Annotated in this window: 17 protein-coding genes and 1 tRNA gene; 9 read left to right on the top strand and 9 right to left on the bottom strand. The window is 63.1% G+C overall.

What is annotated here, in order from left to right; genetic code table 11:
• The first annotated feature begins 17 nt into the window (after positions 1-17).
• A complete protein-coding gene (locus CK227_RS08935) occupies positions 18-1172 on the top strand; it encodes a dihydrodipicolinate synthase family protein (RefSeq protein WP_095772589.1) in 1155 nt (384 codons plus the stop codon).
• Between the two features lie 243 nt (positions 1173-1415).
• Positions 1416-2165: a glycosyltransferase family 25 protein gene (locus CK227_RS08930; RefSeq protein ID WP_179296409.1), complete on the top strand. Its 750-nt coding sequence runs from the start codon at positions 1416-1418 to the stop codon at positions 2163-2165.
• 165 nt (positions 2166-2330) lie between these two features.
• On the opposite strand, the gene CK227_RS08925 is transcribed toward CK227_RS08930, so the two are convergent.
• Positions 2331-2405 (bottom strand) — tRNA-Val (locus CK227_RS08925).
• A 116-nt stretch (positions 2406-2521) separates the two neighbouring features.
• Positions 2522-2884: a response regulator gene (locus CK227_RS08920; protein ID WP_006199474.1), complete on the bottom strand. Its 363-nt coding sequence runs from the start codon at positions 2882-2884 to the stop codon at positions 2522-2524.
• 163 nt (positions 2885-3047) lie between these two features.
• On the opposite strand from CK227_RS08920, the gene CK227_RS08915 reads away from it, so the two are divergent.
• Together CK227_RS08915 and hisN are read left to right on the top strand one after the other, a co-directional pair.
• Positions 3048-3989: an N-formylglutamate amidohydrolase gene (locus CK227_RS08915; protein ID WP_095772730.1), complete on the top strand. Its 942-nt coding sequence runs from the start codon at positions 3048-3050 to the stop codon at positions 3987-3989.
• A 314-nt stretch (positions 3990-4303) separates the two neighbouring features.
• On the top strand, positions 4304-5077 hold the full coding sequence (hisN, locus tag CK227_RS08910; protein ID WP_095772731.1) for a histidinol-phosphatase: 774 nt from the start codon (positions 4304-4306) through the stop codon (positions 5075-5077).
• Positions 5078-5107: 30 nt separating this feature from the next.
• Here the strand turns inward: hisN and CK227_RS08905 are convergent, their stop codons facing one another.
• The 4 genes from CK227_RS08905 to CK227_RS08890 all read right to left on the bottom strand — a co-directional run bounded on the left by CK227_RS08905 (position 5108) and on the right by CK227_RS08890 (position 7583).
• Positions 5108-5938 carry a helix-turn-helix domain-containing protein gene (locus CK227_RS08905; RefSeq protein WP_095772591.1) on the bottom strand — a complete coding sequence of 277 codons (831 nt, stop codon included), beginning with the start codon at positions 5936-5938 and terminating at the stop codon, positions 5108-5110.
• Positions 5939-6043: 105 nt separating this feature from the next.
• Positions 6044-6280 carry a DUF1127 domain-containing protein gene (locus CK227_RS08900; RefSeq protein ID WP_095772592.1) on the bottom strand — a complete coding sequence of 79 codons (237 nt, stop codon included), beginning with the start codon at positions 6278-6280 and terminating at the stop codon, positions 6044-6046.
• A 3-nt stretch (positions 6281-6283) separates the two neighbouring features.
• The gene (locus tag CK227_RS36665; RefSeq protein WP_179295806.1) at positions 6284-6439 is read right to left on the bottom strand and encodes a hypothetical protein; all 156 of its coding nucleotides are present in this window, start codon (positions 6437-6439) and stop codon (positions 6284-6286) included.
• A gap of 166 nt (positions 6440-6605) precedes the next feature.
• A complete protein-coding gene (locus CK227_RS08890) occupies positions 6606-7583 on the bottom strand; it encodes an alpha/beta hydrolase (RefSeq protein ID WP_095772594.1) in 978 nt (325 codons plus the stop codon).
• 480 nt (positions 7584-8063) lie between these two features.
• Here CK227_RS08890 and CK227_RS08885 point away from each other — a divergent pair, with 480 nt between their 5' ends.
• Positions 8064-8531 (top strand): Hsp20 family protein, encoded by a 468-nt coding sequence (locus CK227_RS08885; protein WP_095772596.1) that lies wholly within the window; start codon positions 8064-8066, stop codon positions 8529-8531.
• 81 nt (positions 8532-8612) lie between these two features.
• Here the strand turns inward: CK227_RS08885 and CK227_RS08880 are convergent, their stop codons facing one another.
• Positions 8613-9665, bottom strand: a complete 1053-nt coding sequence (locus CK227_RS08880) for a low specificity L-threonine aldolase (RefSeq protein WP_095772597.1) — start codon at positions 9663-9665, stop codon at positions 8613-8615.
• A gap of 487 nt (positions 9666-10152) precedes the next feature.
• Between CK227_RS08880 and gltB the strand changes: the two genes are divergently transcribed.
• Positions 10153-14898: a glutamate synthase large subunit gene (gene gltB, locus CK227_RS08875; protein WP_095772598.1), complete on the top strand. Its 4746-nt coding sequence runs from the start codon at positions 10153-10155 to the stop codon at positions 14896-14898.
• A 142-nt stretch (positions 14899-15040) separates the two neighbouring features.
• The gene (locus CK227_RS08870; protein WP_095772599.1) at positions 15041-16495 is read left to right on the top strand and encodes a glutamate synthase subunit beta; all 1455 of its coding nucleotides are present in this window, start codon (positions 15041-15043) and stop codon (positions 16493-16495) included.
• A gap of 31 nt (positions 16496-16526) precedes the next feature.
• Here the strand turns inward: CK227_RS08870 and CK227_RS08865 are convergent, their stop codons facing one another.
• Positions 16527-17759 carry a DUF459 domain-containing protein gene (locus CK227_RS08865; protein ID WP_095772600.1) on the bottom strand — a complete coding sequence of 411 codons (1233 nt, stop codon included), beginning with the start codon at positions 17757-17759 and terminating at the stop codon, positions 16527-16529.
• Between CK227_RS08865 and CK227_RS36660 the strand changes: the two genes are divergently transcribed.
• Complete coding sequence (locus CK227_RS36660; RefSeq protein ID WP_179296403.1) at positions 17650-17898, top strand: hypothetical protein; 249 nt, start codon at positions 17650-17652, stop codon at positions 17896-17898. The two genes, CK227_RS08865 and CK227_RS36660, sit on opposite strands and share 110 nt — an antisense overlap.
• Here CK227_RS36660 and CK227_RS08860 read toward each other — a convergent pair.
• The gene (locus CK227_RS08860) at positions 17885-19108 is read right to left on the bottom strand and encodes a lytic murein transglycosylase (protein ID WP_095772732.1); all 1224 of its coding nucleotides are present in this window, start codon (positions 19106-19108) and stop codon (positions 17885-17887) included. The genes CK227_RS36660 and CK227_RS08860 overlap by 14 nt on opposite strands.
• 203 nt (positions 19109-19311) lie before the next feature.
• On the opposite strand from CK227_RS08860, the gene galU reads away from it, so the two are divergent.
• Positions 19312-20226 (top strand): UTP--glucose-1-phosphate uridylyltransferase GalU, encoded by a 915-nt coding sequence (gene galU, locus CK227_RS08855; protein ID WP_179295816.1) that lies wholly within the window; start codon positions 19312-19314, stop codon positions 20224-20226.
• The last annotated feature ends 14 nt before the right edge of the window (positions 20227-20240 follow it).

The following is a 20240-nucleotide window of genomic DNA, read 5'->3' as shown; positions in this document are numbered from 1 at the left end:
GGCGAAGGGAGAGGTCGATGGATATTGTCTTGCCTGGCGAAGGTGGCTGCGGCGCCCGTTACGCGCTTGTCGGACAGCCGGTGCAGCCGGCGGTCGGCGCGCGGTTCTCGCGCATCGCCTATGCCGCCGCGCATGTCGTTGCCGACCCCCTCGAAATGACCGATCCATGGTCGCGGCCGGCGGTCGACTGGGACAGGACGATGGCATTCCGCCATCATTTGTGGCGGCTCGGCTTCCGCATTGCCGAGGCAATGGACACGTCGCAGCGCGGCATGGGTTTCGACTGGGCCAATGCGAAGGAATTGATCCGCCGCTCGATCGCCGAGGCGCGCACTGTCGAGGGCGCCGATCTTGCCTCGGGTGCCGGAACCGACCAGCTGGCGCCGACCGCTGCCAGGACGCTCGACGAGGTGATCGCTGCCTATGACGAGCAATTCGCTTTCATCGAAGGACAGGGCGGCAAGGCGATCATGATGGCCAGCCGTGCCTTGGCGGCCGTCGCGAAGGGTCCGGACGATTATGCGCGCGTCTATGACCGCATCTTGAGCCAGGCCTCCGGCAAGGTCATCCTGCACTGGCTGGGGGATATGTTCGACCCGGCCTTGAAGGGCTACTGGGGCAGCGGCGATTTCGAGACCGCGCTCGATATGGTGGTCGCCATCATCGAACGCCACGCAGACAAGGTCGAAGGCATAAAGATATCGCTGCTCGATGCCGGCAAGGAGGTCGCGTTGCGCAACCGGCTGCCGGACGCCGTCGTGATGTTCACCGGCGACGACTTCAACTACCCCGAACTGATCGCCGGCGACGGCAACAGGCATTCGCACGCGCTGCTTGGCATTTTCGACGCCATCGCGCCTGTCGCCAATGCCGCGCTGGCAAGGCTCGCCGAGGGCGACCGCGCCAGCTATGACGCGCTGATGGCGCCGACCGTGCCGCTGTCGCGAAAAATCTTCGAGGCGCCGACCGAATATTACAAGGCCGGCATCGTCTTCATGGCCTGGCTGAACGGCCACCAGGATCACTTCACCATGGTCGGCGGCATGCAGTCGGCGCGCGGTATCTGCCATTATGCCGAAATCTTTCGCCTTGCCGACCAGGCAGGCCTGCTGGCCGACCCTGACCTTGCCGTATCGCGGATGAAGAACCTGTGTGCCGTCGCAGGCATCTGAAGATGGTTCGCGCAGAGATCCGAATTTTCTTTTGAGCCAATTTCTCCGGGACGCGACCGCCATCAGGCGTGCCGAGGTTCAGGCCATCCTTCACCGATCCAAAGGTTTTCGCGGCTTCGGCATCGCTGGATGACGCATTTCGCCAGCGGACGAGTTGGTTCGATGTCCAATATTGACGTTGAAGCGGCACCAATATAGTTGATAGTTTATTTGTATGTTGCGGGGGCGACAATGAAATGTTTGGTGATTAATCTTGACCGATCAGTTGATCGGCTGGCCTCGGCTACAGCTCAGTTTTCTCGTATTGGGATTGATTTCGAGCGCGTCGCCGGTATCGACGCAATGAACGGGGCTCCGTTTACCGCGCCGCCGCTGACCGAAACGGAAGTCTGTTGCTTTCTCAGTCACCGCCGCTGCTGGAAAACCATCGCGGAAGGTCCCGACAAGTATGGCGCGGTATTCGAGGACGATGTAGTTTTCAGCCAGGACGCCGGCGGCGTTTTGGCTGATGATTCCTGGGTCCCGCCAGATGCCGATATCGTCAAGCTGGAAACATTCCTCAGCCGAGTAAGACTCGGGAGCCGGCACATCCCCGTCAAAAACGGATACTCAGCAAGGCGGCTTCTCGGGCAACACTTAGGTTCGTGCGGCTACGTGATTTCCAAAAGTGCCGCCTATGGCCTGCTCAGAAATACGGAACGCTTTAGGGCAGCAGTCGACGTCGCCCTTTTCAGCCCAAATCAGATGACGGCCGCGCGCAACACGGTCTACCAATTGATGCCGGCTCTCTGCGCGCAAGCGGCCGTCGTTGGCATCGAGGGACCTTTGAGCTTGATCCAACTTGCTCCCAGACCCCATGTAAACAAGCGAATGGCCGACAGAATCCATTCAGAGGCGACGCGCATTTTCTGGTACTTGCGTAACAGGAATTTCTTATCGACAGAGAAAGTTGACGCTGTGCGGCTAGGCGGCCCCTCGGTCTACCCCAAATAAAAACGGTAGCTCACGCGGCATGTCGGCCAAGACGCTCGACAAATCGGCCTATGGGTCAAGATCCATCGTCCACCCGGGCGGCGGATTTTGCTTTTCCCCTAAAAAGCAAACATCATCCGTTTCTGCGCCAAACGGAGGAGGGTGTCAGCCAAGTAGTTGAAAGGATGGTGGGCGTGACAGGGATTGAACCTGTGACCCCTGCAATGTCAATGCAGTGCTCTCCCGCTGAGCTACACGCCCATCCGACGTCGCGCATACACCATTTTTGGTCCGGCGCGTCAATAGCGAGAAAAAGGAAAGAAGGCGTCGTCTCGCCGCACCGGCAAACAGGTGCCGATGCCTCAGCTGAAGGCGGCTCAGGCCGCCTGCAGCATCTTCTCGACCTCGTTGACGAGATCGCGCAGGTGGAAGGGCTTCGACAGCACCTTGGCGTCTTTCGGCGCCTTGGAATCCGGGTTCAGCGCAACGGCGGCGAAACCGGTGATGAACATGACCTTGAGGTCGGGATCGATCTCGGTGGCGCGACGCGCCAGTTCGATACCGTCCATCTCCGGCATGACGATGTCGGTCAACAGCAGCGAGAACGGCTCCTCGCGCAGCCGCTCATAGGCGCTGGCGCCATTGTCGAAATCGCTGACCTGGTAGCCGGCGCGTTCCAGCGCCTTGACGAGGAAACGGCGCATATCGTCGTCGTCTTCCGCCAGAAGAATGCGTGCCATGATATCCCGTCCGAATCACCCGCCCGAGACTGCCGCCCAGGCAGCCCGTTAACCATCCTGTATATGAGGCGGTGACGGTAAACATCAAGTGAATACGGCGAAGCGTTATCCGCATTCGGCAGCGCGATGCGGACGGCGAAATGCTGGACATGCGGCCGGCAAGGTGGCACTTTCATACGATGATGCATCGGTGTTTTCGGGTTCGTGCAAATTGAAGACGGCAGCCGAGGATTTTTCGGTCGTTCAACCCTTCGAAATCCGATCGGGCGTCGAACAGCGCGTCCCCTTCCTGTTCAACTCACCGCATAGCGGCCGCTACTATCCGGAACGCTTCCTCGCCATGGCGAGGCTCGACCGCAACGCCATACGCCGTTCGGAAGATTGCTACGTCGATGAACTGTTCGGCGGCGCCGTGGCGCTTGGCGCGCCGATGCTGGCGGCGAATTTCCCGCGCGCCTATCTCGACGTCAACCGCGAGCCGTGGGAACTCGACCCACGCATGTTCGCCGAGCCGGTGCCGTCCTTCTGCAACATCCGTTCGCCGCGGGTGGCCGGTGGACTTGGCACCGTGCCCAAGCTGGTGGGTGAAGGGCTCGACATCTATTCCGGTCGCCTGCCGCTCGCCGAAGCCGTCGCCCGCATCGAGGCCGTCTACAAGCCCTATCATGAAACGCTGAAGCGGCTTTTGACCAGAACCCATGCCCGCTTCGGCTTTGCAGTGCTGATCGACTGCCATTCGATGCCGGCAAGCATCCGCGTCGGCGACAGCGGCCTGCGGCCGGACTTCATCATCGGCGATCGTTTCGGCATCTCGGCCACCGCCGCCCTGACCGAGACGGCGATCGGCCTCTTGACCGCGATGGGCTATACGGTCGCCCACAACAAGCCGTATGCCGGCGGCTTCATCACGGAACATTATGGCCGCCCGGCGCGCCATCTGCATGCCCTGCAGATCGAGGTCAATCGCGGGCTCTACATGAATGAGCGGACGTTCGAGAAAGTCGCTGGCTTCGACGCGCTGGCCGACGATCTGACGCGATTTTCAGCGGATCTGATGGCGATGCCCGACCATCACTTCATCGACCTGCCGCTGGCCGCGGAGTGAAATAGCCGGCCCGAGGTGCAGGTGTAAAAAAAGACCGCATCGTTTGCACGATACGGTCGAAGTCTAGGGAGGAAACGCCCAAGGAGGGCATGGACAGGAAACCCTGTCCGAGGCTGAGGGTATTGTGCGGTGCACAAATGTCAAGCGATGTTCAGGCTTTTTTAATTCAGAGTGATGTGGAAATTGCCTTTCGATGACGCGGATGTGACATTTGGGCAACAAGTGTCGCCGCGAATAAATCGATAAACAGGCTTGTTTTGGCGGGAAAGTGTCGGCAGAGCCCGATTGGGCACTGGGCAATGCGGGAGAATCAATTGGACATCAGCATCGATTTCATGCGCCGCATCGCGCAGGCGGCAGCGGCCGAGACCTTGCCGCGCTTTCGCGCCCAGGGTGCCGTCGCAAACAAGGAAAAGGGAAGTTTCGACCCGGTCACGGAAGCCGACCGTGAGACCGAACGCGCCATCCGCGCACTGATATCGGCGCAGTATCCCGACCACGGCATTCTCGGCGAGGAGCATGGCAGCGAAAACACCTCCAGCCGGCATGTCTGGGTGATCGACCCGATCGACGGCACGCGCGCCTTCATCTCCGGCCTGCCAGTGTGGGGGACACTGGTCGGATTGACGGTCGACGGCGACGCGGTCGCCGGCATGATGGCGCAGCCTTTCACTGGCGAGCTATTCTACGCCAACGCCTCGGGCTCGCACTATGAGGGGCCGGGCGGTCCGCGCAAGCTTGCGACCCGCAAGACGACAAGGCTCGATGAGGCGACGCTGTTCACCACCACGCCGGCGCTGTTCCAGGGCGAGGCGCGCACGCGCTATGACACGTTCGAGAAACAGGTCCAACTCGCCCGCTACGGCGTCGATTGCTATGCCTTCGCGATGATCGCCTCGGGGAGCGTCGACATCGTCGCCGATCCCGGCCTGAAACCCTACGACATCGTGGCGCTGATCCCAATCATCGAGAAGGCCGGCGGCGTCGTCACCACCTTCGATGGCGGACCGGCGGAAAAGGGCGGCGATGTGCTGGCGGCGGCGACGCCGGAGCTTCACGCGGCCGCCATGGCTGCCCTGCGCGGCTGATATCTCCGGGCTTTCTTCGAAGCAGTCGCTTCAGCGCGACCTGATCGAGCGCTGGAATTCCGCCGGCGTGCGTCCGTAGACCTGTCTGAACGACGCGCTGAAATGGCTGTGGCTTGAAAAGCCGAGGTCCATGCCGAGCGTGGTCAGATTGTCGTAGCGGCCGAGCAGGTCGAGCGCGCGCGCCAGCCGCAGGCGCAGATGATAGCGATAGAGCGGCATCGCCTCGACCTGCTGGAATATTTGCGTCAGATAGACCGGCGAGACTCCGACCTCAGCGGCAATCTCGGCCAGCCTCCAGCGCCGCGACAGATCCGACGCCAGCACCAGCTTGGCGCGGTCGACCAGTTTTTGCCGTCCGGGGCTGGCGCCCGCGACATGCGAGGTGCGCTCGCCGAGCGAGCGCCGCGCCAGCGTTAGCGCCAGCGTCTCGGCCTCCAGCGTTTCGGCGACATTGCAGCTCAGGCTGTGGCGCAGCAGCGCCACCAAGGCTTGCGCGCGCGGATCGATGCGCCGGTGCTGGCGGCGAAACGCCAGGACGCCACTGGCGCGCAACTGCTCCTTCGGCGCCAGTTCCCGCAATTGGCCTTCCTCGATGACGAGGTCGAGGCAGGCGTCGCCGCCCTCGATGGGATGGCTGACCTGGTAAGCTTCCGCCTCATTGAAGAACAGAAGCTGATTGGCTTCCGCGACCGCATCATTGCGGCCGACATGGCGCACGAAGATGCCGCGATAGGGGAACACCAGATGCGTGGCAGACGTGCACTCCTCATCGCTCCTGTGACGGCATTCGCCGCTGCAGACGACATCCCGCACCCTGACGGTGCCGGTGTCCAGAAAGAGCTGAACCGTGAATTGCGACATGGCCGTTGCGTTTTCCCTCGCGCCGGAATGATTCCAGCATTGCGATGGGCACTCTATCCAAACGGCCTGCCCAATCCTGTCAGGAGACTTCTCGACGGACGCTTCTCAGTCCCACGAGCGACGCCTGAATTCCGAATAGGCTTCGCCGCGTGACAGACCGATGTCCTTGAGCTGTTCGTCTGTCATTTCCAGCAAGGCAAGCCGGCTTCGGCGCTTCTCCATCTGGCGGCTGATCCATCTCGCCGCCGCGATGCATTGGACGTGCAAGGCCTGCAGGCTGGTTTCGGTATGGGCTGGCGGCTGGCCAGCCAGGCGTTGTGCCGCCGCGTGATCGGTGCGCATGGCTCAATCCTCGCTCACGCCGGCCGCCGAGACGCCGGCTTCGTTCAGCGCCGTCGCGCATTCCTCGCAGCAGACCTCGACGGTCTTGCCGCCGACCTTGACGCGGATCGGGTCGGCGTCCAACTGGCAATCGCAGGCGGCGCAGGTTTTCTCGGTCATGATCTCATCTCCATGGCGTTCAATTCGACGCGTTGAGATGAGCATTTCGGCGCGAGCGCCGGCTGTCAGAATCTTTAGCGGTTTGCGCGCCGCGGGAAGCGGCTGGCCGATCATCCTGACAACGGTGTGTCAGCTATGCCGGCCTGTGAGAGGATCGCGGTGCCTGTCAGGCCGTCGGATCGTCCGAGCCGGGGATGAAGGCGTCGAAGGCGGCAAGGAATTGTTCGCGGTAGAGATCGACCTCCTGCAGGATTTCGTGCTTGGAGCCGTCGATCATCAGCAGCGAGCCGAGCCTCAGGCTTCTGGCGTAGGCTTCCACCGCCCTGGTCGACACGACCTGGTCGGTGCCGGCGGCGATGATCAGCAGAGGCACCTGAATCCGGGCCATGAAGTCGGGGTCGCTGATGGCTTCCGACGCCTTCGCCGCCGCCTGCAGCCAGCGGATCGTCGGACCGCCAAGCGCCATTCGCGGATATTCTTCGTAGATGCGCGTGTTGCGGCGGTAGCGTCGCGGATCCGACGTTACCTTGTTGGCTAGGAAAGGTAGCGTGTGTCTGGGCCGTGGACCCCAGGCGGCATAGAGCCGGCCCAGCCCCAAAGCGCAGAAAACCGAACAGATACGGCGGACTGTTCGGATCGAGACCGGCAGGTCGGGCAGGGTCAGGAACGGTGCGATCAGCACCATGCGGCGCACGCGGTTCACCATGGACGGCGCGGCAAGCAGCGCGATCACGGCCCCGGCTGAATGGGCAAGGATGTAATACGGCCCGCGGCAATCGGGCAGCACGATCTCCTCGAAAAACTGCTCCAGATCGGCCGTGTAGTCGCGGAAGGACCTGACATAGCCACGCTGGCGATCGCGGATCAGCCGGTCGGAATCTCCCTGGCCGCGCCAATCGAGGGTGGCGACGCCAAAGCCGCGGGCGGCAAGGTCGCGAATGGTTTCGAAATATTTCTCGATGCACTCATTGCGGCCGGACAGCAGCACCACGGTGCCCCGTACCGGGCGCGCGGCCGCCGGGAACAGGCCATAGCGGATCTTCTTGCGGTCGCGCGTGATGAAAAAGCCACCGGCGGCGTTTTCCGGTCGCGGATTGCCCTCGGTTTCGTGGAAAAGCGGCGTGTCGTGGAGAAGGTCCGTCATGCGGCGCTTTGTGCTCGGCGTCTTCAGGTGCCAGCCTGTCGCGGCTGGCCTCGTCAAGGTGATAGACGCCAATGCATTAAAAGCAAAGCAAATCCGGGTCGTGCCGGGATCGCAATGGGAAGGCCGGAAGCCGCCCGAGGGCGTGCTTCCGGCCTCTGTCGATCCGGGAGGAAGGGACGTTAACACCCGGTTCGGCCTCGTTGCGGCATCCCTGTAATATCCGGTGCCGCCAATCCTTGATCTTGACCTCACTCTAGCGGCGGCTGTCTGAACAGGCGCCGAAGCGCCGGTTCATCTGCCGTTCATCAAGGGGCAGGCCATTCAGTTTTTGCAGCCGGAGGAAATCTTGAAATGCATTCGAGCGCTCCCCAAATGTTGAGTGCGGTCGCCAATGTCGGGGCCGCTGGTCCTGCCGAAACGCCGCTTACGGGTTTCGCACCGGCCATACGCAAACCATGTTGCTCAACAGGAGAACACATCATGCGTCACGTTGATTTTTCCCCGCTTTACCGTTCGACCGTCGGCTTCGACCGTCTCTTCACCATGCTGGATTCGCTTGCGCAGCCCGATGGCGCGCAGACCTATCCGCCCTACAATATCGAGCGCACCGGTGAGGATTCCTACCGGATCTCCATGGCGGTTGCCGGCTTTTCGGACGAGGAAATCTCGATCGAAGCTCACCGCAACGTGCTGACCGTCAAGGGTGAGCGCAAGGACGAAGGTGACGGTGAAGGCGCCGAATTGCTCTATCGCGGCATTGCCTCCAGGGCCTTCGAGCGCCGCTTCCAGCTTGCCGACCACGTTGAAGTCGTCGGCGCCACGCTGAAGAACGGCCTGCTCTTCGTCGACCTCAAGCGCAACATTCCCGAGGAACTGAAGCCGCGCAAGATCGCGATCACCTCGGCTTCGGCCAAGGCCAAGCAGATCGAGGCCAAGACCGCTGCGTAATGTAGCCCAGGAATAGAAGCGTCTCCTCCCGAGACGAAAGCGGCGCCGAAAGGCGCCGCTTTTTTGTTGTTCGGGGGCCGATTATCCGGCGATCAATTGGCCAAAGCGGTCGACTTCCTCGGCTGACGTCGCGAAGCTGGTGACGAAGCGGTAGAGCAGTTCCTCCTCGCCGATATGGCCGTCAAAGCCATGCGGCTTGTGCCAATCATAGAAGGCGGCGCCCGCCGCCTGCAGTCTCTCGGCCTCGGTCGTCTTGATCACGGCGAACACCTCGTTGGCTTGCGGCAGCCAGGCCAGCTTCGCGTGGGCCGAATCCTCGATCGCCGCCGCGAGGCGGGCGGCCATGGCGTTGGCGTGGCGCGCTGTGTCGAGCCACAGGCCGTCCTTGAAATAGGCTTCGAACTGCGCCGCGACGAAGCGCGACTTCGAAAACAGCTGGGCGGCGCGCTTGCGCAGAAAGGCCAATTCCCTGGCGCGGTCGAGGTCGAACAGCACGATCGCCTCGGCGCACCAGCAACCATTCTTGGTGCCGCCGAAGGACAGGATGTCGACGCCGCGCTTCCAGGTCATTTCGGCCGGCGTCGTGTCGAGCGCGACCAGCGCATTGGCAAAGCGGGCGCCATCCATGTGCAGCGGCACGGAATGCCGTTTTGCGATGGCCGAAATCGTCTCGATCTCATTCAGGCCGTAGATGGTGCCGACCTCGGTCGACTGGGTGATCGAAACCGCCATCGGCCGGCCCCAGTGGACGATTTCGGGCGCGAAGCGGCCAATGGTCCGCTCCAGATTGTGCGCGTCGATCTTGCCCAGTGCGCCGCCGACGGCGTGCAAGCGCGCGCCGCCGGAAAAATGCTCCGGCGCGCCGCATTCGTCCTCGATGGCATGCGATTCGCGGTGCGCGAAGGAAATGCCGCCGGGCTTGTTGAAGGTGGTCAGCGACAGCGCGTTGGCGGCGGTGCCGGTCGCCACGAAGAACACCGCGACCTCGCGTTCGAAAATCTCATTGAAGCGCTGGTAGACCGCCCGGTCGAGCGCGCCGTCGCCATAGGCGGTGGCAAAGCCGCCGGCCGCGGCCGACAGGCCGGCTACGATATTGGGATGGGCGCCTGCCCAATTGTCGGAAGCGAAGAACATGCATCTGCCTATGTCTGGGGAAGATCGGGGAAAATCAGCGCGGAGTTGAACGGTTCCACGCGCCAACCGCAAGGGCCAAGTGCCGGAAAACCGTTAAAGCCAGTCATGCCGACAAGGCAGGGATCGGCGACTGAAGCTTACGTTTTCTCTCAACTTCACGTAATTTTATGTCGCGGAAGGCTCAAGTTTTTTGTGAATCGGTCTTGTGTGCGTCGGGGAATTCTGCCATAAAAATTTAGGACAGTAGTGCTGTCTTATTTTGTCGCACAAAACAGGCTGGATTGGCGTAACATATTGGCCTCTCCGGCTGTTGCTGCGAGCGACAGGTGGACGGCCAGACTCTGGCCTGTACGATACCAGACGCGAACCATGTGGAAAGCCGCCTGGTTCGGCAAGGATTTCGCAAGACGTGCCGCAAGGATCAGGGTGAGCCAAGCGCTTGCCGAGGCAAACCAGCGCCTGAAGGGCTGGAACGGAGGACAGGACAATGACGGACATGACGCTCTCTGCGACGAACGGCCAGGCCGCGCAGACGAAAGCGGCTGCCGTCAAAAATACCTCTCGAACCGACATTGGCCGAACCGATATCGGCCGAACCGGTTTTGCCCCTCGGGGCCTCTACGATCCGCGCAACGAGCATGACGCCTGCGGCGTCGGTTTCATCGTCAACATGAAGGGCGTGAAGTCGCATCAGATCGTCAAGGACGGGCTTGCCGTGCTCGAAAACCTGACGCATCGCGGCGCTGTCGGCGCCGACCCGCTGGTCGGCGACGGCGCCGGCGTGCTGGTGCAGCTTCCCGACCAGTTCTTCCGTGAGGAGATGGCGGCCCAGGGCATCGAACTGCCGCCTTCGGGCCAATATGGCGTCGGACACTGGTTCATGCCGCAGGACGCGGCGCTGCGCGCCCATATCGAGGACATCATCGCCGAATCGGCACAGTCCGAAGGACTGCCGCTCATCGGCTTCCGCGACGTGCCCGTCGACAATTCGTCGCTGTCGAAGGCGCCCGATATCGTCGCGTCCGAGCCGTTCCATCGCCAGGTCTTCATCGGCCGCACGGCCGATATTCCAGATGACGAGGAATACGAGGCCCGGCTTTATCTGCTGCGCAAGGTCATTTCGGGCCGCATCTATGCCGAGAACGACAACAAGGACATCGGCGCCTATTGCGTGTCGCTGTCGGCGCGCACCATCGTCTACAAGGGCATGTTCCTGGCCTATCAGGTCGGCGCCTATTACAAGGATCTCAAGGACCCGCGCTTCGAGACCGCGCTGATCCTCGTCCACCAGCGTTTCTCGACCAACACCTTCCCGTCATGGAAGCTGGCGCATCCCTACCGCATGGTCGCGCACAATGGCGAGATCAACACGGTGCGCGGCAACAACAACTGGATGGCGGCGCGCCAGGCCTCGGTCGATTCCGAGCTGTTCGGCAACAACATCTCGAAGCTGTGGCCGATCTCCTATGACGGCCAGTCCGACACGGCGTGCTTCGACAATGCGCTCGAATTCCTGTTCCAGGGCGGCTACAGCCTCAGCCACGCCATGATGATGCTGATCCCGGAAGCCTGGGCCGGCAACAAGCTCATGGATGCCGATCGCAAGGCTTTCTACGAATACCACGCCGCCCTGATGGAGCCGTGGGACGGGCCGGCGGCGGTCGCCTTCACCGATGGCCGCCAGATCGGCGCCACCCTCGACCGCAACGGCCTGCGCCCTGCACGCTACATCGTCACCGACGATGACCGCGTCATCATGGCTTCCGAAGCCGGCGTGCTGCCGGTAGCGGAGGAGAAGATCGTCCAGAAGTGGCGGCTGCAGCCCGGCCGCATGCTGTTGATCGACCTTGCCAAGGGACGCATCGTGCCCGACGAGGAGATCAAGTCGGAGATCGCCACCAGGCACCCCTACAAGACCTGGCTCGCCAACACGCAGCTCATCCTGGAAGACCTGAAGCCGGTCGAACCGCGCGCGCTGCGCAAGGATGTCAGCCTGCTCGATCGCCAGCAGGCGTTCGGCTACACCCAGGAAGACACCAAGCTGTTGATGTCGCCAATGGCGACCACCGGCCAGGAGGCCGTTGGTTCGATGGGCACCGACACGCCGATCTCGGCGATGTCGGACAAGTCGAAGTTGCTCTACACCTATTTCAAGCAGAACTTCGCCCAGGTCACCAACCCGCCGATCGACCCGATCCGCGAGGAGCTGGTGATGAGCCTGGTGTCCTTCATCGGGCCGCGGCCGAACATCTTCGACCTGGTCGGCAATTCGCGCCGCAAGCGGCTCGAAGTGCGCCAGCCCATCCTGACCAATGGCGATCTGGAGAAGATCCGTTCCATCGGCCACACCGAGGACCGTTTCGACACCAAGACCATCGACATCACCTATGGCTCGAATGAGGGCGCTGCCGGCATGCAGGGCGCCATCGACCGCCTGTGCGAACGCGCCGAGGCGGCGGTCGCCGGCGGGTACAACATCATCATCCTGTCCGACCGTCAGCTCGGCCCGGACCGTATCGCCATCCCGGCGCTGCTGGCGACGGCGGCGGTGCACCATCACCTGATCCGCAAGGGGCTACGTACTTCCGTCGGCCTGGTCGTCGAATCCGGCGAGCCGCGCGAAGTGCACCATTTCTGCTGCCTTGCCGGCTACGGCGCCGAGGCGATCAACCCCTATCTCGCCTTCGATACGTTGCTCGACATGCACAAGCGCGGCGAGCTGCCGGAAGAGGTCGACGCCTACGAGGTCGTGTCGCGCTACATCAAGTCGATCGGCAAAGGCATCCTCAAGGTGATGTCCAAGATGGGCATCTCGACCTACCAGTCCTATTGCGGCGCGCAGATCTTCGACGCCATCGGGCTGAAGTCCGATTTCGTCGAGAAGTATTTCACCGGCACGGCGACGCTGATCGAAGGCGTCGGGCTGGATGAGGTCGCGGGCGAAACCGTCAGCCGCCACACGGACGGTTTCGGCAACGATCCGGTGCTGCGCAACAGCCTCGAGGTCGGCGGCGAATATCTCTTCCGCATGCGCGGCGAGGCGCATATGTGGTCGCCCGACGCGGTCGCCACCCTGCAGCACGCCGTGCGCCAGGGCTCGTGGGAGACCTTCAAGGAATATTCCGCGCAGATCGACAGCGAGACCGCCCGCGCGCAGACCATACGTGGCCTGTTCAAGATCAGGCTGGCTGAAGAGACCGGCCGCAAGAAGGTCGCGCTCGACGACGTCATGCCGGCGGCCGAGATCGTCAAGCGCTTCTCGACCGGGGCGATGTCGTTCGGTTCGATCTCCAGGGAAGCGCACACCACTTTGGCGCGCGCCATGAACCAGATCGGCGGCAAGTCGAACACCGGCGAGGGCGGCGAAGAGGCCGACCGCTATTTGCCGCTGCCCGGCGGCGGCAAGAACCCGGAACGCTCGGCGATCAAGCAGGTCGCCTCGGGACGGTTCGGCGTGACGGCCGAATATCTGGTCAATTCCGATGTCATGCAGATCAAGGTGGCGCAGGGCGCCAAGCCCGGCGAGGGCGGCCAGCTGCCCGGCCACAAGGTCGACGCGACCATCGCCAAGGTCCGGCATTCGACGCCGGGCGTCGGCCTGATCTCGCCGCCGCCGCATCACGACATCTATTCGATCGAGGATCTGGCGCAGCTGATCTACGATCTGAAGAACGTCAACCCGGCGGCCGACGTGTCGGTCAAGCTGGTGTCGGAAGTCGGTGTCGGCACGGTCGCGGCCGGCGTCGCCAAGGCGCGCGCCGACCACATCACCATCTCGGGCTATGATGGCGGCACCGGCGCCTCGCCGCTGACCTCGCTCAAGCATGCCGGCAGCCCGTGGGAGATGGGCCTGGCCGAGACGCATCAGACGCTGGTGCTGAACGGCTTGCGCAGCAGAGTGGCGCTGCAGGTCGACGGCGGCTTGCGCACCGGGCGCGACGTCATCATCGGCGCGCTGCTCGGCGCCGACGAGTTCGGCTTCTCGACCGCGCCGCTGATCGCGGCCGGCTGCATCATGATGCGCAAGTGCCACCTGAACACTTGTCCGGTTGGTGTCGCCACCCAGGACCCGGTGCTGCGCAAGCGCTTCAAGGGCACGCCCGAGCATGTCATCAACTTCTTCTTCTACGTGGCGGAAGAGGTGAGGGCGCTGCTGGCCGAGATGGGCTACACCCATATCGACCAGATCATCGGCGACAGCGATCTTCTGGAAAAGCGCGACGTGATCCAGCACTGGAAGGCACGCGGCCTCGATTTCTCGAAGATGTTCTACAAGCCCGATGCGCCGCACGAAGCGGTGCACTGGACCGAGCGGCAGAAGCACCCGATCGACGACGTCCTCGACCGCAAGCTGATCGAGCTGGCCAAGCCGGCACTGGAGGCCAAGCAACCGGTCAAGATCGAGGTCGATATCCGCAATGTCGACCGTTCCACCGGCGCAATGCTGTCGGGCGAAGTCGCCAAGCGCTTCAAGCACAAGGGGCTGCGCGAGGACACGATCCAGGTGAGACTGACCGGCACAGCCGGCCAGTCCTTCGGCGCCTTCCTGGCGCGCGGCGTCTCGTTCGAACTCGTCGGCGCCGGCAACGACTATGTCGGCAAGGGCCTGTCGGGCGGGCGCATCGTCATCCGGCCGCCGGAAGAGGCCAGGATCGTGGCGGCGGACTCCATCATCGTCGGCAACACGGTGCTTTATGGCGCGACCGAGGGTGAAGCCTATTTCGCCGGTGTCGCCGGCGAGCGTTTCGCGGTGCGCAATTCGGGCGTCGCCGCCGTCGTTGAAGGCGTCGGCGACCATGGCTGCGAATACATGACCGGCGGTGTCGTCGTCGTCATCGGCAAGACCGGCCGCAACTTCGCCGCCGGCATGTCGGGCGGCGTCGCCTATGTGCTGGACGAAGCAGGCGATTTCGCCGAGCGTTGCAACATGGCCATGGTCGAACTGGAGCCGGTGCCGGAAGAAGACGACCTGATGGAAAGGCTGCTGCACCATGGCGGCGACCTCGACCACAAGGGTCGCGTCGACGTGTCCGGCGACATGACCAGCCATGACGAGGAACGCCTCTACCAGCTGATCTCGAACCATGTGCACTATACGGGTTCGGTGCGCGGCCGCGAGATCCTCGACGACTGGGCGACGTTCCGGCCGAAATTCCGCAAGATCATGCCGGTCGAATACCGCCGCGCGCTGATCGAGATGGAACGCATGCGCATGGGCGTCGCGGCCGAATAGATTTGTGAGAATTGCCGGGGAGCCCAGGCTTCCCGGCCCCCTTCATCGACAGTTTGACCTCGGGCGCAAGGTTGCCATGGCTGCCTCAAGAGGTTAACGGGTGCGGCGAAAACCGCACCATCTGGACAGCAGGAACTGGACTATGGGCAAGGTAACAGGCTTTCTCGAAATCGACCGGCAGGTGCACAAATACCAGCCGGCCTCCGACCGCATCCGGCACTTCCGCGAGTTCACGCTGCCGATGTCGGACAAGGAGGTCGAGAAACAGGCCGCGCGCTGCATGGATTGCGGCATCCCGTTCTGTCACGGGCCGACGGGCTGTCCGATCCACAACCAGATCCCGGACTGGAACGACCTCGTCTACAACAGAGACTGGGACAACGCGATCCGCAACCTGCATTCGACCAACAATTTCCCGGAGTTCACCGGCCGCATCTGCCCCGCCCCTTGCGAGGAAGCCTGCACGCTGAACCTCGAGGACATTCCGGTCGCCATCAAGACGGTGGAACAGGCGATCGCCGACAAGGCTTACGAGACCGGCCATATCAGGCCCTATCCGCCGGAAAAGAAGACCGGCAAGCGGGTCGCCATCATCGGCTCCGGCCCCGCCGGCATGGCCGCCGCACAGCAGCTCGGCCGCGCCGGCCACGACGTCCATGTCTATGAGCGCGAGAGCCGCCCGGGCGGGCTGATGCGCTACGGCATTCCCGACTTCAAGATCGAGAAGCACTATATCGACCGGCGCATCGAACAGATGCAGGGCGAGGGCGTGACCTTCTATTGCGGCGTCAATGTCGGTGTCGACAAGCCCGTCGCCGAACTGCTCGCCGAACATGATGCGGTGCTCTATTGCGGCGGCTCGGAAACGCCGCGTGCGGCCAACATTCCGGGCGACGATCTCGGCGGTGTGCATGATGCCATGCCCTATCTGGTGCAGCAGAACCGCCGCGTCGGCGGCGAGCCGATCCAGTCGGTGGCGTGGCCGTCGCACCCGATCATCGCCGGCGGGCAGCATGTCGTCGTCGTCGGCGGCGGCGATACCGCCTCCGACTGCGTCGGCACCGCCTTCCGCCAGGGCGCGGTGCGCGTCACGCAGCTCGACATCCGCCCGCAGCCGCCCGAGAAGGAAGACAAGCTCGCGGTCTGGCCCTACTGGGCGACCAAGATGCGCACCTCGTCCTCGCAGGCCGAGGGTGCGGAGCGCGAATTCCAGGTGGCGACGCTCGAGTTCATCGGCGAGGACGGCCAACTGACCGGCGTCAAATGCTGCGAGGTCGACGATAAGCGCAAGCCGATCGCCGGCACCGAATTCGTCATCCGCGCCGATCTCGCCTTCATCGCCATCGGCTTTGCCGGGCCGGCAATGGTGGGCGTGGCGAAGGAACTCGAGGGCGAGATGAAGATCGTCACCGACAGCCGCCGCTCGCGGAATGTCGAGGCCAATGACCGCGACTACAAGACCAGCGTCGACCGGCTCTACGCGGCGGGCGACGTGCGCCGTGGCCAGTCGCTAGTCGTCTGGGCGATCCGCGAAGGCCGCCAGGCGGCGCGCTCGATCGATGAAGCGCTGATGGGGACGAGCGTATTGCCCCGCTGAGTTGCGGGACGATCTCAAGAGTCCTGCGTGACTAAGGGGTGATCGCCGTCGTCGTGTCGGTCGCCGCGGCTGTCGCTGGCGGCTCTGCCTTCGGCGGCCAGGAGAAATCGTCGGCGCGGCCGGGCGCGGCCTCCGGCGCCTTGCCTTCGATCACCAGTCGCTCCCCGGGAAGAGCCGGATTGGCGTTTGCCGGCGGGGCGGCGCCGAGCAGCTCGGTGCCGCCGTCGAGCGCCGGGTCGCTGAGCAGCATGGGTGCGGTGCGGTCGATGACAATGGGTGCCGCGGCCGGCGCCGGTGCCTCGACGGGCGCGCCGGCCGGTGCCGTCGCCGGGGCCACGCTGCCCGGCGCGGCGAGGCCCAGGATCTTGGCCAGCGGCTTTTCGGTGTAGAAGGCGAGCTTGCGCTTGCCGGCCTTGGAGACGTTTATGCCGTCATCGGCCCGCAGCCGCACCGGCTGGCCGTTCATGTCGGGGCCGTTGGTGACGAAGGCGCCGTTCTCGTCGACGAAACCATCCCAGACATCGACGAATTCGCCGCCATGGTTTTCGGCGGCCTGATGGTAGATGTCGTTGAAGGCCAGCATGTCGGAGGTCATCTTCGGCACCCGGAAGGCCGGCATGCCGACCCACAGGAAAGGCACCTTGGCGGTGGCAATGGCCTTGCCGAGTTCGTCGGTGCGGCGCTCGTATTCCTTGGTCCAGTTCTCGGACCGGGGCTGCTCGCGCACGTCGCCCACCTTCATCTGCTGGCGGTCGTTGGAGCCCAGCATGACGACCACCGCGGCCGGTTTCTCGGTCTCGATCAGCGATTTGATCTGTTCGGGCCAGTTGTAGAAATCATCGCGCACGAAGCCCGACGAGCCATTGCTGCGCACGACGATCCTGACGCCTGGATTGTCGGCGAAGGCGGTGTCCAGGCCCTCGGCAAGACCTGTCGCCATGAAGTCGCCGACCACCAGCACGGTGCGGGCGTCCGGCGCCTTTTCGACCGCGGGGGTTTCAGGCTCCGCGGGCGGACGCGGGGCGCGCTTTTTCGCCTTGGCCTTCGGTCTTGCCTTCTGGATGTCGAGCGGCGGCTCGACCCGCTCGCTGCGGCGCGGAAACAGAAGGTCACGCAACGACCATCCACGATCTTGCTGCGGCTGCTCCTGCGCCATGGCCGGCACATGGAAGGCGCCGGCGGCGCCGATCGCCAACAAGATGATCGCCAGAAAAAGGATCGGCGTGCGACGAGCAAGGATCGCGATACGCGCGGCCGAAACCAATCACTCCTCCATCCCCTTGCGCCTGGTCCGGCAAACCGGAGCCGGTTTTGCGGCCGGGCGCAAGTTCAAAGTGCCATGGCGCCTGGATATGCGCGCCCAAAATACGCGCGGCGCCGTGGCCGGCTCTATTTTTGCCTGAGCCATTTGAGCACTTCCATGCTTGGGTAGCCGTCCTGGCTCAAGCCGACCTTTGCCTGATAGGCCATGATGGCGGTCTTGGAGCCGTCACCGATCTTGCCGTCGAACTTGCCGTCGTAAAGGCCGTGCTGCGAAAGCCGCTTCTGCAGCTCCTGCCGTTCCTCGAAGGTGAGCTTGGTGAAGGGTCGCTTCCAGTCCTGGACAAGGCCGTTGCCACCGGCGATCTCGTCGGCAAGAAGGCCAACGGCCAGGGCATATTTGTCGGCGTTGTTGTAGGCCTTGATGACCGAGAAATTCCGGATCATCAGGAAGGCTGGCCCGCCACGGCCGTCAGGCACTTTCAGCGTCGCCTTGTCGGTAAGGTTCTTGAACGGCTTGCCGCTGGCCCTGACGACGCCAAGCGCCTGCCATTGCGCTAGCGACTTCGCTCCGCCCGGCAGCTTGCCGGCCGGTATGGTGACTTCGTAGCCCCAGGTCTTGCCGGCCTGCCAGCCATTCTTCTTCAACAGATTGGCTGATGTCGCCAGCGCATCGGGGATGGAATTCCAGATGTCGCGCTTGCCGTTGCCGTCCATGTCGACGGCATAGTGCTGGTAGCTGGTGGGGATGAACTGGGTCTGGCCCATGGCGCCGGCCCAGGAGCCCATCAGATGGCTTTCATCGATGTCGCCGGTCTGCAGGATCTTCAGGGCTGCGACCAGCTGGGTGCCGGCATATTTCGACCGCTTCGGATCGCCATAGCCCAGCGTCGCCAGCGACCGGATGACGTTGCGCATGATGTCGTCGCGCTTGAGGATCTCGCCATAGTTAGATTCCATCGACCAGATGGCGAGCAGAATGTGGCGGTCGACGCCGAACCGCGCCTCGATCCTGTCCAGCCACGGCTTCCACTTCTTCGCCATCTGCTGCCCGACGGCGACGGACTGGTCGTGGACGCGGTTGTCGAAATAGTCCCAGGCGGGTGCCGTGAATTCGGGCTGTGTGCGTGCCTTCTCCAGCACCACCGGATCAGGCTCCTTGATGTCCCGGAAAGCCTGGTCGTAGACAGCGCCGGAAACGCCGCCGGCCACGGCGGTGGCGCGGAAGCCGGCGACCCATTGGCGGAAACCGGCGTCAGCGAAAGCGGGTCCGGCAGGCATCAACAGAGCGAGCGAGAGGCTGGCGGCCGTCATGACGCTGGTGAAACGTTTTGCGACATTGCGAACGGACATGTTTTCCTCCTTCTCTGTCTCAGGAAAGACCATTCATCGCCGAACCGGGTTAGGAATTAGTTTACCATAGGTGTCTCCTGGAACGAAAAGACACCTCGATGCTTTAACCGGTGGAAATTTCCCTCACCCGCTCCCACTAATCTTCAATTCCGGCGTGAAAATGTCGCGGGACAGGGATTGCGAAGCCGGCCAGCAAACGGATAATTGAAAGCATGAAGAGAGTTCGCAAGGCAGTTTTCCCGGTCGCCGGTCTCGGCACGCGGTTCCTCCCGGCCACCAAGGCTGTTCCCAAGGAAATGCTGACAGTCGTCGACCGGCCGGTCATCCAGTATGTGGTGGACGAGGCGCGCGAGGCGGGCATCGAGCATTTCATCTTCGTGACCGGCCGCAACAAGGCGGTCATCGAGGACCATTTCGATATCCAGTTCGAGCTCTATGACACGCTCGCCCAGCGCGGCAAGGACGAGCAGCTTGCCCGCCTGCAGCGGTTGCAGCCGGCGCCGGGGCAGACCAGCTTCACGCGCCAGCAGGTGCCGATGGGACTCGGCCATGCCGTCTGGTGCGCGCGCGAACTGGTCGGCGACGAGCCGTTCGCGCTGCTCTTGCCCGACATGATCATGCAGTCGGAAAAGAGCTGCATGAAATCGATGGTCGAGCTCTACGAGGAAACCGGCAACAACATCATTGCCGTGCAGGAATGCGATCCGGCGGAGGCTCACAAATACGGCATTGTCGGCCGTGGCGAGGATACGCATCACGGCTTCCGCATCACCGAGATGGTGGAGAAGCCGAAGACAGGCACGGCGCCGTCCAATCTCTACATCAATGGCCGCTACATCCTGCAGCCCGAGATATTCAACATCCTCGAGGACCAGGAAAAGGGCGCCGGCAACGAAATCCAGCTCACCGATGCGATGCTGAAGCTGGAAAAGCAGCAGGCCTTCTACGGCTACCACTATCAGGGCCGCACCTTCGACTGCGGATCGCCGGAGGGTTTTGTCGAGGCCAATGTCGCCTTCGCGCTGTGGCGCAGCGATATGAAGGAGAACATGGCTGGCGTCATCCGCACGCTTCTCGACGAGATGACGCCATCGGATCGGCGAGTCGCGGTATCTTAACTGGATGGGTCATG

The sequence above is a fragment of the Mesorhizobium sp. WSM4308 genome, from assembly GCF_002294905.1.
Classification (GTDB): domain Bacteria; phylum Pseudomonadota; class Alphaproteobacteria; order Rhizobiales; family Rhizobiaceae; genus Mesorhizobium.
Note: the sequence above shows the minus strand (reverse complement) of the source record. Positions and strands in the feature narration are given on the sequence as shown.

Bases quoted from the DNA above. Each gene is read 5' to 3' on its own strand.
- CK227_RS08935 (WP_095772589.1), top strand. From the start codon at position 18: ATGGATATTGTCTTGCCTGGCGAAGGTGGCTGCGGCGCCCGTTACGCG.
- CK227_RS08920 (WP_006199474.1), bottom strand. From the start codon at position 2,884: ATGGCACGCATTCTTCTGGCGGAAGACGACGACGATATGCGCCGTTTC.
- CK227_RS08905 (WP_095772591.1), bottom strand. From the start codon at position 5,938: ATGTCGCAATTCACGGTTCAGCTCTTTCTGGACACCGGCACCGTCAGG.
- CK227_RS08900 (WP_095772592.1), bottom strand. From the start codon at position 6,280: ATGCGCACCGATCACGCGGCGGCACAACGCCTGGCTGGCCAGCCGCCA.
- CK227_RS36665 (WP_179295806.1), bottom strand. From the start codon at position 6,439: ATGACCGAGAAAACCTGCGCCGCCTGCGATTGCCAGTTGGACGCCGAC.
- CK227_RS08890 (WP_095772594.1), bottom strand. From the start codon at position 7,583: ATGACGGACCTTCTCCACGACACGCCGCTTTTCCACGAAACCGAGGGC.
- CK227_RS08885 (WP_095772596.1), top strand. From the start codon at position 8,064: ATGCGTCACGTTGATTTTTCCCCGCTTTACCGTTCGACCGTCGGCTTC.
- CK227_RS08880 (WP_095772597.1), bottom strand. From the start codon at position 9,665: ATGTTCTTCGCTTCCGACAATTGGGCAGGCGCCCATCCCAATATCGTA.
- gltB (WP_095772598.1), top strand. From the start codon at position 10,153: ATGACGGACATGACGCTCTCTGCGACGAACGGCCAGGCCGCGCAGACG.
- CK227_RS08870 (WP_095772599.1), top strand. From the start codon at position 15,041: ATGGGCAAGGTAACAGGCTTTCTCGAAATCGACCGGCAGGTGCACAAA.
- CK227_RS36660 (WP_179296403.1), top strand. From the start codon at position 17,650: ATGGCCGGCACATGGAAGGCGCCGGCGGCGCCGATCGCCAACAAGATG.
- CK227_RS08860 (WP_095772732.1), bottom strand. From the start codon at position 19,108: ATGTCCGTTCGCAATGTCGCAAAACGTTTCACCAGCGTCATGACGGCC.